Genomic DNA, 14758 nt, shown 5'->3' with positions numbered 1-14758 from the left:
GTATTTGCAAAGAGCCTGCTTTTCTATTTTTTCAAAGAATTTATAAAGTTTTTTCTATATTGAGGTAGCTCATCAAAGTTCAGAAGTTCGAGATGCCTGAACTTCACGGTTTTAAGATATAAACTTGGCTTGATTTTCATTAGGTGAAGGATAATAGTTTTAAGATATGCCGTAGCATAAAATTTAAGCTTGCTTAAAGGTGTTAACCTTAAAACATTTTCTTGAATCAGCCTTTTACTAGATTGAACAAAACTTTTGTGAAAATGAAGGGTTTTGTAGAGATTTATCTCCCTATCCTCTAAATACAGCATCAAGAATTCTTCGCAGAAAAAGCCTTTACATTTCTTTTCAAGAAAAACCATTAGTTCGAAGTCCTCACCCGCAACACCTTCCCCGTATTTTAAAGAACCTAATAAAGAACTCCTGAATGCTAACGTTGGGTGAACAAAACTTTTATTAAATACAATATCCGAAGGAAATCTTCTTACACCTTTTATCTTAAGCTGGTTGTCGACTATCAAAGCATAGGAGCAAAAATATTCAATGTCCTTATTTAGAAAAGCATTTTTTATTTTTTCAAGCCTATCCGGAAAATACAGATCATCAATGTCCCAAATTACTATGATATCCCCAGAAGCCTTTGATAAAGCCAAATTTCTAGCGAAACCTCTTCCGCGATTGTCATCGTAAGTATGGATCCTTATTCTTTCATCCTTCAAGGAATTTAATATTTCTAAAGAATCATCAGTTGAGCCATCATTTACGATTACCCATTCCCAATTAGTTTCAGTCTGTAAGCATAAGGTTTGCCAACTACTTAAAATGTACTTTGCACAATTGTATGTTGGCGTTAAAATTGAAAAAGTTGGTTTTAAATTCATAATAGATGTGCAAAGATATTTAACTTTTCTGGCAAATATATATAACCTTTCACATTAGTAGTTTAAATGGCAATATTAATAAATGGCAAGGGATCACGTAAGCAGTTTGAAATAAATACCCTGCACATATTCAACTAAATATTTTTTTAAAAACTGCAGAACTTCGCTGCTGTCAAAGGCCTTCGAATTACCATTTTCGATAAATTTAATCACCCGCGATAATTTATCATGATTGTCCAAATCTCCCTTATAAAAGTTGAAATTCATCGGATAACGTTCGAGAATTTCTTTCGAAGAGTCATCTACTATAGAACATACATTCAAAATCGGCTTCTGTAAATATATGTACTCAATTAATTTTGAGGGCTCTTGATATTCATTTGTATTTCCAATGTTGACTAAAATATCGGCAGACTCACCATATTTCTTTACCTGCTCTTTCGTGATTATCCCATGAACAAAAACGTTTCTATTTATTAGAAACTCGAAATCCCCAAATTCACGATTGCATTGATTTGTGTCTCCATAAATGTGCAATTCTATGTTGGACCCCAAACTTAATCTATCAATTTGAGCCATCAATTTAAGTAATGTGATAGGCGACCGTGACTTCGGCGTTAACGTGCCAAAGAAAACAAGCTTGATTTTGTTACTTTTTCCCCTAATATTTCTAGTCAAATCATAAGGTAAAAATATATTATGATTTACAATAACTTTATCCTTCAGGCCAGGATACAATTCGAGGTATTTTTGTTTTAGTTTTTCTGTTAAAACTGTAATATACGATGCCTCCAAAAGGATTTTATTTTCCAATCGATAATTTGCCTTCTTATATAAAAAACTATTGTTAACAGCATCACTAAGATAAAACGGATCAATCGTATCGGCTATCCAGTTTATATTATGCCTTTTTTTCAGTTGATAACCAATTAAATGATCTGTGAATGGCCACGATACGGTAATTAAATTATTTATATTATGTTCTTGAATCAACTTTGAAGCCAATTTTTTAGCTGGGCTAAGCCAAAGAAAAGCAAAATCAGGAAAATAAATTTTCTTAAACGTAGCATTGTAAATACGCTTGGCTGTAGATTCTTTGATAAGGTAAGATTCAGTCTGATTGTTCTGACCGGCCAGTACTTTAGTTTTAGGTAACTTCGACTTTAGCGTCTCAAACCAAGACTTTCCTGTTCGATAAACTCTTACTCCTTCGACAATTTCAAAAGCAGAGAATCCAGCTTTTTGAGCAGAAACTACAAAAACCTCGTGCCCATCAATCGCCCATTCTTTCAATATATTATGCCACCGATAAGTGTTAGGTGAGTTGTCAGGAAAGTAGTCGAAAGTCACCACAATGATCTTGAAGGGATTTAAGTGTTTTTTTTTATCCATGAATATGGTTTAATAAGTCATCGTTTGAAATTTGTGCATCAAGTTGTTTATTTTTACGCTCCAAAATTAGATAAACATAGATTAAAGCTATAAGTCGAAAGCTTGGAATAATGGCGATGAATAACCCTTTAACATTGCTGAGTAAAATAGTTATTGCAAACAACAAAATCAGCCACCTATATTGTTTGTTAATTATTCTCATTCTGAAAAGCATATAAAATACTAACGAAAATAATAAAATCAGGTATGTAATTCCACCATAATTCAACTGTATTAGATAACCTATGTCTGAATTATTCTGCTCTGAAGTAAAAATGTTTTCACCACTGCCGAAAATCCAACCATTAATGTCAGTTGGCAATACAGCCATTCGCCCGAAAAGCGTATCAAATGTATTGGTATCTGCAGTCGATTGACCGCTAATAAAATCCGATGATTGCAAAAAAAAGTCGAATGCCCACTCAATGGTTTGAGCATAATCCTTAAATAAGCTAGTTTGGAAAATCACTAAATAAAATAATATGGTAATTAATGCGATTACAAGTAATAACTTTATATTGAGTTTTAGAACAGTAAAATAAACAAGACTAAAAAGAACCGGCACTAATCCAACTCTGGCATTGAAAATTATAGACAGCAACAGTAGTGGGAGCAGAAAATAATATGAAGGATTTTTTTTTGCATTAAAAAGAGCGAGAGCAAAAATGATTCCTTGAGCAGTGCCAAAGGCAAATGTTAAACCTTCTGATAAACCAAATGACCGAAAAGATACCAATTCGGTAAAATCATCTGTTTTCAACACTTGATATCTTATAAAATCAGCAACGGAGGGAAGCAAAATCATAATGAGAGTGAAGAATGCAGCGACACTTCCCACGAGAATTAAATCCTTAATGAGATTGTTGTGATTTTTTATGTTAAAGTAAGCACTTACCAAAAAGTAAGGAAGGAATATGGTTTGAGTAAGAAAGAAAATATTGACTCTGAAAAAAATAGAGCTACCGAAAAATTCCCTTGCTAGGCAATAAGTGATTATAATGAAAAAAATTAACAACTCGCCCTTAAAATCTGATGCTAGAATTAACCACTTTTTTTGAATACTTAGATATACACATCCTATGATTAAAAGTATCTCCATGATGGAAATCGGCAAAGATGCGAATGGAGGATTATATATAAACAAATAAATCAATAGCAAAAACACAAAGTATTTAACACTGCTGATTGATATTTTCAGATCATACATCTATTGAAAACTTCTTAAAAATCTGGTTATCATTCTTTTAGAAAAAGTAAATGGCATATTAACAAAAGCCCGAAGCAGACTTCGTGACTTAAGGTTGTAAAATCTAAGCTCTTTCTTTAAGTTTGTAATCTTTGAACGTATATCTTTAGCATACAAGCTGCTAGTCAGTTCATCAAAATGATTCAGTAATCTAATTTGTTGTTCGGTGACAAATGCTAATTTCTTTCCATATAAAGCGCTTGCACTTGACCCAGAGTAATTTATGCGATATACAGACATTGTCTCATTCATAAAATGAACTTTACCTTTATGGCGTAATAGAAGCGCGAGTGTATAATCACCACTGTATATATCGTTTACCCAATTTGGAAGCGTGTCTATAAACTTCCGCCTAAAGAACATGCTAGCTGTTGGAATTATCCATTTATTTATAATGGTCGACATTGGTATATCAAATGAGGTTTTATTTGACGTAAAAAGGCTGGGCATTTTATCAATGCCTTCATAAACCTTCATCGCATTGTGGCAAACCATAGAATACTCAGCATTATTTTCCAGAAAGTTGAGTTGTTTTTGCAACTTGTGCTTGTCAGTCCAGTAATCATCTCCTTCACAAATTGCGATATATTTACCACTTGAGGATTGCATTGCCTTCACTAAATTTGGCATAATCCCTAAATTAGTTTCATTTACAAAATATTTTATACAATGGCTTCTTTCATTTGTATCCAGAATCCTTTTTACAACGTCATCTGTTCTATCGAGTGACCTGTCATTGGCAATGATCAGTTCAAGGTCATATTCACCTACTTGCATCAAGACGCTATCTACAGCTTGCTCAATACAATCTTGATGTCCATATGTAATCATTACTACACTTAGAAGTGGTTTTGTCATGAGTAGTTTAATATTTTTTATTTAATAAAAACGCATTCTAAGAACTCATTTGAAACAATCAGCTGTATTTCAAATTAAGAGTTACAAATATTTTTTGACCGGTATCTGGGTCTATAAAATATGCGTTATTTAATTCTCCATGAGACAGTGCCCTCAGTCTATTAATAGCTTCTAACATTGTTAGTTTTTCTTCCAAATTTAGTTTGCACAATTCTTTAAAATCCCTTTTTAAATATAAATTCCCTTCATCTTCAGGGACAATTGTAATGTAAGTATTGAATAGAATAGCTTCTATATTGTCGCGTAATAATTCAATCTCCTTTTCTAGAATTTTGTCATATAAGCTTTTGGAAGTATCAACCATCTCTTTCTTCACAAAAGATCTAGCTATGATATTTCCATGATCAATATCTTCATCGATTTCATGAATCGTAGCGCCAATTTCGCTATCATTTATGATAGAGAATATCTGGGGATACCAGCCCCGATTTATTGGATTGTAACCAGGATGAATATTAATACATCTAATGTTTGTTATCAGACTTTCGGGAAAAAGTTGTTTACAATGAATGGAAATAACTAACGAGTAATGCTTTATTATCAAATTAACGTCGGCTTCCAATCTTAAATCAAAGACTTTAACAGCCCCCAGAAGCTTTTCGTTAAATTGTTTTTTGTCTGAAAATGGGCTGATTGAATAATCGAACTCAAATTCGTGTGAATATTCCTCGAATATTGGTAGAGTGCGTAAACACAATTGTAAATTGTCTGATATTATTAAGACCTTTTTCATTTTAATTATTTTGTGTGCGTAATAAAAGTCTGCAGACATGATCAACTTCTTCTATTGTCAAATCATAATAAAAAGGTAGGCACAAAACTCTTTTTGCAATATCGTCAGTTACAGACATTTCTTTTGGTTCAAGATATGGCAGAGCGGAAGCCAAAGATGGAAAAAAATATCTTCTACTGCCTATTTCATTTAACTTTAATATATCAATACATTTTAACATCAACTCCTCAGAGTCGAAGATTACCGGGAAATAGGCATAGTTATTATGTGATTTTTGATGCCAAACCGGAACTTTCACTTTCATGTTTCTTAGCTTTTCAGAGTACCGTTCAAAAAGTAATCTTCTTTTTGTATCGATGGCGTGTATATATTTCAAATTAGCAAGACCCATCGCCGCATGAAATTCTGAATTTTTCCCATTAATACCTAATTCTGCAAACGTGTCAAATCCTGAGATCCCAAAGTTTCTGATATAAGCGAGTTTCTTTAGTAGAATACTACTGTTAGTGACTATTAATCCACCTTCGCCCGAATGAAAAAGTTTAGTTGCGTGTAAGCTACAGGTCGAAACGTCTCCAAATTCAAAAATCGAGCGCCCGTTAACTTTTACGCCAAAAGCATGAGCTGCATCGTATATCACCTTTAAGTTGTGTTTTTTTGCTATTTTTTCGATCTCTATAACATCGCAAGGATTTCCATATACATGGGTAGCTAAAATAGCTGAGGTATCTTTTGTTATAGCGGCCTCAATTTTACTAACGTCGATATTTAAAGAGTGCTCATCAATATCTACAAATACTGGATTGCAATTTTCCCAAACGATGCAGCTTGTTGTAGCGATAAAGGAAAAAGGTGTAGTAATTATATCACCTTTCAACTCCAAAGCCTTTATGGCCATCTGAAGTGCAACTGTCCCATTTGTAACAAAAAGCAAGTGGTTCACTCCTAAAAATTCCTTTAACTTGAGTTCAAGGCTACTTGCAAGTGGACCCATATTGGTTAACCATTGCCGAGCCCAGATTCCTTCTAAATATTCTTGGTAGTCTGCGATTGGTGGGAGAAAAGGTTTCGTTACTGGTATCATTTTTTTAAGATAAAATTTCTAATGTCAGCGAGGCTTTCAAATTTGAATGCCCATGAGATGAGGATGTAAGTACTAAGGCCTAATATGCTCCCAGTCGCTAATCTGATGATATTACTTTGTTCAATCAATTGGCGATCTATAAGGTATATAATTAAACCTGAAATTAATGCAAAAAGAAAAACAGGAAGTAGATCTTTAAGTTGGGCGAACATGCTGTAAGTTAATATTTTTCCAGCGTAGTGTGTATTTATAAACAATGCTAGAACGGATGATATGAGTTGCCCCCAGAGTAATCCATAAAAACCAAAATATAAAGATATAGGCAATATGATGACGACAATTATCTTTTTGAAGACTTCCAGCTTCAAAAAAAGATCACTTTTACCAACTACTTGTAATATTATTAAATTATACATATGTATTGGGTATAAGACGCCAGTTAGGCAGATAATCTGAAATATTGGAACCATCTTTAACCATTTCTCTGAAAATAAAAAAATAATTAAAGGTTGAGCTAATACCGCCATAAAAACTATTGCAGGTGTAATAATAAATAACACCATAAGCATAATTTTTTTATAAGCTGCTTTGAGTTTTGGAATATCGTCTTGGATTTTTGAAAAGATTGGAAAAACTACTCTATTTAATGCCCCAGAGATATTGCCAACTGGAAGCATCATTAATGAGTTGGCTCTGGCATAGTATCCAACTTGAGTAGGCGAGTATACTCTCCCAATGATTATTTGATATATATTGGTAAAAATAATATCCAATATACCAGAAAGCGTTAATTTGTATCCATAATGAAAGTGGTTATTAAACTTTTCTCTATCGAAAACTCTAATCGGATACCAACCTGTTGTTAACCAGAGCAACAAGCTATTTATAAATGCATTTACTACTGCCATGATAACAAGACTCCAGACACCATACTTTAAAAAAGCTAAAGTTATTCCACATGTACTGCTTATAATCAGAGAAGAAATAGTAATTAATGCTTGTTTTCTAAATTTTAATTCCTTGGTCAGTATTGTATTTTGTACGGCACCGAATGCAGTGATTATAAACGTTAAGCCATAAATACGGGCGATAAGCTCGAGCTGAGGCTGATGATAAAAGTCAGCTATAAATGGCGCTGAAATATATAGAATCAAATATATCAAGACGCTACAAGCGAAATTGAAATAAAACACTGTCGAATAATCGGCGGCATCTAGCTCCTTGGTTCTAATTAGAGAACTTGTAAGCCCTCCATCAAACAATACGGTTCCGATCCCAACGAACACAGTTAGCATTCCCACTAGCCCAAATTCTTCAGGGATTAAAACCCTCGATAAAATGAGCGAAACAAGAAAAGTTACGAGCTGTCCACCAAATTGCTGACTGTAAGTCCATACTATACCCGATAACGCCTGCTTCCGTAAACTCATATCTTGAATTAAGTTGAGATTGATAAATAACGATATTTAATCCTTAATTACGATTTCAAGATATCGCTTGATAGAAAAGAAAAGAATAGCTAAAAATCCTAAAATAAATCCTCCCATAATCACTCCATAAAACTTGCTAGTTTTCTCGACACTCAGGGGATATATTGGTCGGTCAATAATCTCTAGTAAAGGCATCTCTTTCATTAAACTCAACTTAGACATCTCTAAATTTTGTACTAACGAACTCAATATAGCTTTATTTGTTTCCGCAGAAAACTGGGAACGCTGTACTGGAGCTATCCGTTGCACTTGGCGAGTCGGATTCAAATTTGGGGTAGCATCTGCGACTGCAGCAGCTGAATATATTGCACCGTTCATCACAGCACGGACAGAATCCGTTTTATGCTGCAAGATATTCACATTTTGGAGGGTTTTTTTTGTCTTGGTATTCAAATAAAATTGATTTACATTTTTTACCAATTCATCATTTAACTTTTTAGCAAAAGCCTCATCAGTAGCCTTAACATCAACCTCAATTGTACTTAGTTTTTTGTCAGGCTTAGTTACCTGTAGGTAACTTCTATTTATGTCTGTAACGACGACACCTAAAATGCTATCTTGAATTCGGAGAGAATTTACTAATCTTTTAGATTGAATTCCTTCATTGGAAGAAAATTCCAAATTGACCAATTCAGGCTTAGCCTTCCATTTTTCTCTCAATTTATTGATATCAATATACAAATCGATCAAAAGTAATTTTTTACCATTTATTTCAATAGGCGTCAGTAATGTCTTTTGTAACATTGCTCTGGACTTGTATAAACTTAATATATTTTCACCCTGAAAAAGCCCCCCCCCGGCGCCCCCGATATCTACCCCTGCAATTGATGCTAAACCTGCTAAACTCCCTAAGCCGGTGCTCTTTTGGTCTTCTAGAACGAAAGTTGTAGTTGCCGTATAAACCGGCTTTTTAAAATAAGCATATGTGAAACCCAAAGCACCACCAAGGGCCCCACAGGCAAGTATAATCAGCCACTTAGACAAAAGATAACGCCACCAATCGATTATTTTAACTATGATTTCTCTTACCGAAACCTCATCATTATCATTAACTATATTTCCCTGACTTTCTCTTGCCATTTTCTTTACGTTTTGACTATTGAGCCATGATTATTTAAGTAGTAACCAAAAAATAAACTATCTCAACAATTGACACTTACCTTAGCAAACTCACTATTATTGCACCCAAAGATGCCAATCCTGTTCCAATACCGATCCACGCCGCAGCAGTAATCTTCTCTCTTTCAGCACGTTTTGGGACTAAAATTTCTGCGCCAGGTTTAATCCTTGGATAGTTGTTAAAGAATAAAAAGCTTCTTGCGCCTTCAACTGATCCATTAGCATATTTAACATAAGCTCTACCCTTTAGTGCACTTGCTGTAAAGCCACCAGCACCGTTCACATAGTTTTTGAAGCTTTTACCAGACTTAAAAACGATATTGTTAGGATTTAAAACCTCGCCGCTAACACGCACAGTCTGTAGTTGTTTAGGTACTCTAATTATATCACCATCTTCTAATAATAAATCATTTCGCTTGCCCGGCTCTTTTAAAATCTTTGTTAAATCAATACCCACCATATCGGATGCGATAATTTGGGCTTGTTTACTGAAAGAAGTGGTATCTACACCCGACTGCGTTGAACGTTGCAAGTTCATAATCCTAGCCTGATTTTCCTCTCTTCTTTCATCGGATTTACTGTCACGAATCAAATCCTGCATGGAATAAGTGCTACCATATTTTGCTCTTTTAATTACTAACTCCCTTTGTAAAGAATCTTTTTGGCTTTGGAATAAGGTTGTATCTTTTCCTGGCCTTTTCAATGAAGCACCATCGCTGTAAGCTAAAACGGTCAAGCCACCAGCCCTTTTCACTAAATCTGAAATCCGCTCATCCTTGCTTTTAATGGTATAAGTACCTGGGTACAATACTTCGCCTTCGATTTTGACCTGCTTTTGAACTACATAACCTTCAGCATTCCTTACAGAAATGATGTCAAAGGGCTGTAATCTGAACGTTGTATCCGAAAGCAATTTTAAATTTTTATCAATGTTGACCGTATAAACATCGGCGGTACTTGCAGACTTAGATAAAACATCGCTGTTACGAACACGTCGGGAAATTTCAATTCTACTCGGTGAAGCGCCTTCTTTAAAACCGCCGGCCATTTGTATCGCATCTTCAAGACTCATGTTCTCCGCATAAGGGAATTGATTTGGTTCTCTTACTTCGCCCTGTACAGTAATTTTATATTCTTCTCTTAAATCAAAAATTGACGAGATGGTTATCCGGTCTTCTCTTTTAAGCGGGATATCCGGCTGGCTACCATTCATAATGGCAGCTACATCGAAAGCTTCCAAGCCAGCGGTATTGTCCGGATTTAATCTTGAAATGTAACCCCTGCTCATAAAAGCATCTTCTTTCAATCCATCTGCTTTTTGGATCAATTGCTTAAGCGTCATGCCTTTTTCCAGTTCAAAATAGCCTGGCCTGAAAACAGCACCACTAATCTCAACGCGGTTCTCAAAACGATCTAAAATCGGTTCAACAAAGAATTTATCACCATTTCTTGGCACGTAGGTATTAAAATCTGCTGCAAAGATATCGCTGATTTTTCTTTCTCTCGCTGTATTCTGAAAAACTTTAACGGCTGATTGGTACGCGATATTTGAGAATCCACCCGCAAAGTTAAGAACGTTCTGAAAGTGTTCTCCTGCTACCGTCTCAAAAATTGCAGGGTTTTTAACTTCACCAACCACTTCAACACGGTTTTCATAAACCGGAACGTTAATTACATCCTGGTCCTGTAAACGGATGTTGCCCTTTTGCATTCCATTGATGATTAGGTCATAAAAATCGACTGTAGCAACAACTTTGTTGTTTCTAACCACCTGAATTTTACGATAAGAACCATTATCGTTCGGTCCGCCAGCCGCATAGAGGGCATTGAATACGCTTGATAATGAACTTAGCGTATAAGTACCAGGTTTGGTTACCTGTCCATTTAATATAACCTTAATTCCTCTTATGTTTCCGAGATTAATGGCTAAGTTCGTTCTGCCCGAGCGTAAACCCGGATAGGTTGACGACATTAATGATTTGATTTTAGACCTTGCCTCTTCGATACTTAGTCCTCCGACTTTAACCAAACCAACATATTCAATACGAATGGAACCGTCCGGACTAACTTTCAAATCATAATTCGCTTCATTGTCGCCAGTAATGTCAATTAGTAACTGATCATCAGGCCCGATCACATAACCTGCAGGTGTTGCCATTCGCAGGTTGGGCTCGAAAGTAATGTTGGAATTTTTAAAAAGTTCCGAACCAAATATTTTAGGCTTTAATTCTTCAAACGCTTTATCAATTAGTTCTTGCTTTGTTGGCTGACTAGAAGCGGTACTATCGCTTGAATCGCCAATATATTGCCTGTCGGTTCTATTCGAATTGTTTCCACTTACAGCCGCACTTTGCTTAGTGCTTGTTAACGAGTTGCCTTGTTTCCTTATCTTTTCGACTCTCATCTTAAGTTTTGAAACCTCTTCCGCTTTCATACCTTGAGCAGCAGCCATTTGTTCCAACTGTGCATCATTATATCCTGAAGCCTCTGCACGTTGAATTAGTTGTCTAATTTGTATATCAGATAATTCATCAACTTTAACAGATCCATAATTGCTCTGCCCAAATACATCCGTTGCAGTGATGAACATTAAAAGAATGAGGGATAGTAAAAGAAAAATTTTTTGTTTCATAGGTATTGTTTTTGAGTCATTCAAGCTCACGTTTACTCAAAATAATTTAGTGTTTTAAAACCCCCTTGTTTAAGGTAGTCATCTTTTTTCATTAAATGCAGATCTGAAAGTACCATGTCTTCAACCAGGGCACGTAAATCATACTTAGGCTGCCAGCCCAATTGTGTCTTTGACTTGGTAGGATCACCCAATAACAAATCAACTTCCGTTGGGCGGAAATATGTTGGATCAACCCTAACAACAGTTTGTCCAAGTTTTAACGTTTCGGCATTTAAACCCAAAGCTAGAGCCCGTTCTTCGTCGACGTTAATAACCACGCCTTTTTCATTTTCATCTTTGCCCGAGAATTCGATATCAATACCCAGTTCGGCAAAACTCATGCGTACAAAATCACGTACAGTGGTGGTAATGCCGGTTGCTATTACGTAATCCTCTGCCTTTTCTTGTTGAAGAATCAGCCACATGGCTTCGATATAATCTTTTGCATGGCCCCAATCCCGCTGGGCAGAAAGGTTACCAAGATACAGACAGTTCTGTAAACCTAAAGAAATCTTCGTTGCCGCCCTTGTGATTTTCCTCGTCACAAATGTTTCGCCTCTTAACGGGCTTTCATGGTTAAATAAAATACCATTGCAGGCAAACATATTATAAGCTTCGCGATAGTTTACCGTAATCCAGTAGCCATAAATTTTTGCTACAGCGTACGGCGAGCGTGGGTAAAACGGAGTAGTTTCGCTTTGGGGAACTGCTTGTACCAAACCATATAATTCTGAAGTAGAAGCCTGATAAATTTTAGTTTTTTGAGTTAAACCTAAGATGCGGATGGCCTCGAGCAACCTTAAAGTGCCTAAGCCGTCTGCATTTGCAGTATATTCTGGCATTTCAAAACTCACATGAACATGACTCATTGCTGCCAGGTTATAAATTTCATCTGGCTGAATTTCCTGGATAATCCGGATTAGGTTGGTTGAATCGGTTAAATCGCCGTAGTGCAGTTTAAAATTGACATCTTTCTCATGCTGATCCTGATAAAGGTGATCAATTCTATCTGTATTGAAAAGCGAGCTCCTTCTTTTTATTCCGTGAACAAAATATCCCTTTTTTAGCAGGAACTCTGCTAAATAGGCACCATCTTGTCCAGTAACACCCGTTATAAGAGCAACCTTCATAAATTAATTCATAGATTTTGAGGTTGCAAATGTAAACAAAATATAACAGGTTAGAAAAAAGTAAAAACATTAACAGCTTTTATCGACTGGTGACTGCTAATCCTTAATGAGTTGGTATTGCATAAGCAAACCTATCAATTAACTAAAAATACGAAGAGTTAGGCGACATAGCTTCCAATCCTATGGCAGAAAAGGATCTGAACAATCAACAAACCTAATGGATTTCATCTGTATCATTGTGCAAAGTGTAATATGATGCGAGCTTTTCAAATTCATCAAAATTAATTGAACTCCAAAAATTTCACAATCCGATATCGAAATTAATTAATAAATTAGTTTATGTGTTACAGAGCAACCCAAACATCTAAGGCTTACGAGTATGCAGACTTTTATGCAGCACCAATCATTAATGAAGCCGATTTAGAAGATCACATTTATTACCATGCCAACGGTTTCGCCCATCCAAACCTGGTTACAATAACGGCAAAAGACGGTGTGCGGCAAACGGAACGGATGACCTGGGGTTTGATGGCCAACTGGAAAAAACCACTGACAGATATGGTTAAGCTATCAAATAATACACTGAATGCCAAATCTGAAACAGTGTTCGACCTCGCTTCGTTTAAAGGAAGCATCATGAGTAAACGCTGTATACTGCCGGTTGAAGGTTTTTATGAATATAAAGAAGTTGAAAAAGATAAATTGCCCTACTTCATTCATCCAAAAGAACACCCGTATTTTAACCTGGCCTGCATTTACGCTTTTTATCAAAATCCTGAAAATATGGAATGGCACAAATCATTTGCAATTATAACTGCGCCGGCAAACGAACTAATGGCAGACATTCACAATACAAAATTCAGACAACCCGTAATTACTTCGAATGAACAGATAAACACCTGGTTGGATCTGTCAGCATCAAAAGAGGAAGTTATTCATCTAATGCAGCCCTGCGATGACTCGAATATGGCCGCCTATCGGGTTGACCGGGATTTAATCAAAATCGGAAATAAGCCCGAAGCCATGCAGCCAATAGAAGCGTAAAAACTATTTATAGCTTAAATTAATGTCAGTAAAGGTAATAAGGCAGCAGACGTAGCAAGTGAATTTGAATTGGTTTTAAATGAAAGTAATCAAGTTAACTATCTCTTAAACGGCTTTTGGAACTCAGTTTATTTTGATCACAAGGCTTGCAAAACAACTAATGGCTCAAACGAATTAAGTTCGAAGCGTAATTTGCGTTTAACGATCGATGGGGTGCATCTTAATTCTAACGGTGCAAAAATTTTTAAATCTGTAATCGACAAGCAGATTCATGCCATCACACAAATCGATAATATTAGTCACTAATTTCTTAATAAGCTTGAGGGGGTAACATTTTACTACATCATTTTTTTATCTGAAGTAAGCTAGGTTCTCTTTGATATCCACTGTAAAACATATGAAGCCACTTCTGAGCATCTCATTATTGTAGTATTTTTTATAAAACTGACTTCTTTGATTAGAATTATAATATTTAATAGCTGTCGAATCAAAAGCAAAATCTAGCCTGGAACCGTAATTATTTAAAATTATGATCGAATCTGTTTTTCGTTTATGCCACATTAAACTTATCCCATTACGAGTGGTGGTCGAAATGTAGTTGCTTTTTGGAGAAAACAATGAGGTATATTTATAGGGAATTATCAAACACTCTCCGCCTATTTTTTTCCATACCGTTACACATACTGATTTATCGTCATTATAGTAATACTTTCTTTTCTCTCCAAAGAAAAATACCAGACAAACTATAACAGTAACTATTGTTAATATTAAATATTTCATAACAGCAAAATGAACTATTAGCTTTCGATACTATTGTGTGGTTACAGCCGAAAACTTATGTCTTCCATCATAAACCAACTCAATGAATACCGCTCATCTTAGATACGATTTTGTTAATATTTATGTCAAAGTTTGCCCAAATAATTTTTCTGTCTAGCATAGTGAAACGAAGAAAGTGATTGTACCGTGAGGTTACATTGAAGGCTGGCTCCAATAAGGCTGGCTCCAATA

Annotated in this window: 11 protein-coding genes; 1 reads left to right on the top strand and 10 read right to left on the bottom strand. The window is 35.5% G+C overall.

The window, feature by feature from the left end; translation table 11 throughout:
- Positions 1–23: 23 nt before the first annotated feature.
- The 10 genes from ASG14_RS07530 to gmd form a co-directional block, all read right to left on the bottom strand.
- Positions 24–881: a glycosyltransferase gene (locus tag ASG14_RS07530; protein ID WP_056870467.1), complete on the bottom strand. Its 858-nt coding sequence runs from the start codon at positions 879–881 to the stop codon at positions 24–26.
- Positions 882–974: 93 nt separating this feature from the next.
- Positions 975–2273, bottom strand: coding sequence for a hypothetical protein (locus tag ASG14_RS07525; protein WP_056870466.1), 1299 nt, complete (start codon positions 2271–2273; stop codon positions 975–977).
- Positions 2266–3411 (bottom strand): hypothetical protein, encoded by a 1146-nt coding sequence (locus ASG14_RS07520; protein ID WP_157274865.1) that lies wholly within the window; start codon positions 3409–3411, stop codon positions 2266–2268. The genes ASG14_RS07525 and ASG14_RS07520 overlap by 8 nt, the downstream gene beginning before the upstream one ends.
- A gap of 108 nt (positions 3412–3519) precedes the next feature.
- Positions 3520–4416, bottom strand: coding sequence for a glycosyltransferase (locus ASG14_RS07515; protein WP_056870464.1), 897 nt, complete (start codon positions 4414–4416; stop codon positions 3520–3522).
- 58 nt (positions 4417–4474) lie between these two features.
- Positions 4475–5209: a dTDP-4-amino-4,6-dideoxyglucose formyltransferase gene (locus tag ASG14_RS07510; RefSeq protein ID WP_162238717.1), complete on the bottom strand. Its 735-nt coding sequence runs from the start codon at positions 5207–5209 to the stop codon at positions 4475–4477.
- A gap of 1 nt (position 5210) precedes the next feature.
- Positions 5211–6293, bottom strand: coding sequence for a DegT/DnrJ/EryC1/StrS aminotransferase family protein (locus tag ASG14_RS07505; protein WP_056870462.1), 1083 nt, complete (start codon positions 6291–6293; stop codon positions 5211–5213).
- Positions 6290–7723 (bottom strand): lipopolysaccharide biosynthesis protein, encoded by a 1434-nt coding sequence (locus ASG14_RS07500; RefSeq protein ID WP_056870461.1) that lies wholly within the window; start codon positions 7721–7723, stop codon positions 6290–6292. Before ASG14_RS07500 ends, ASG14_RS07505 begins: the two co-directional genes overlap by 4 nt.
- Positions 7724–7759: 36 nt before the next feature.
- On the bottom strand, positions 7760–8863 hold the full coding sequence (locus ASG14_RS07495) for a Wzz/FepE/Etk N-terminal domain-containing protein (protein ID WP_056870460.1): 1104 nt from the start codon (positions 8861–8863) through the stop codon (positions 7760–7762).
- 76 nt (positions 8864–8939) lie between these two features.
- A complete protein-coding gene (locus tag ASG14_RS07490) occupies positions 8940–11534 on the bottom strand; it encodes an SLBB domain-containing protein (RefSeq protein ID WP_056870459.1) in 2595 nt (864 codons plus the stop codon).
- Positions 11535–11566: 32 nt separating this feature from the next.
- Positions 11567–12703, bottom strand: coding sequence for a GDP-mannose 4,6-dehydratase (gene gmd / locus ASG14_RS07485; RefSeq protein ID WP_056870458.1), 1137 nt, complete (start codon positions 12701–12703; stop codon positions 11567–11569).
- Between the two features lie 339 nt (positions 12704–13042).
- Here gmd and ASG14_RS07480 point away from each other — a divergent pair, with 339 nt between their 5' ends.
- The gene (locus ASG14_RS07480; RefSeq protein WP_056870457.1) at positions 13043–13747 is read left to right on the top strand and encodes an SOS response-associated peptidase; all 705 of its coding nucleotides are present in this window, start codon (positions 13043–13045) and stop codon (positions 13745–13747) included.
- Positions 13748–14758: the final 1011 nt, after the last annotated feature.

It is taken from the genome of Pedobacter sp. Leaf194, assembly GCF_001423945.1.
In the GTDB taxonomy this organism is placed as follows: Bacteria; Bacteroidota; Bacteroidia; order Sphingobacteriales; family Sphingobacteriaceae; genus Pedobacter.
The sequence above is the reverse complement of the archived record's forward strand: the minus strand, read 5'-3'. Positions and strand labels throughout refer to the sequence as shown.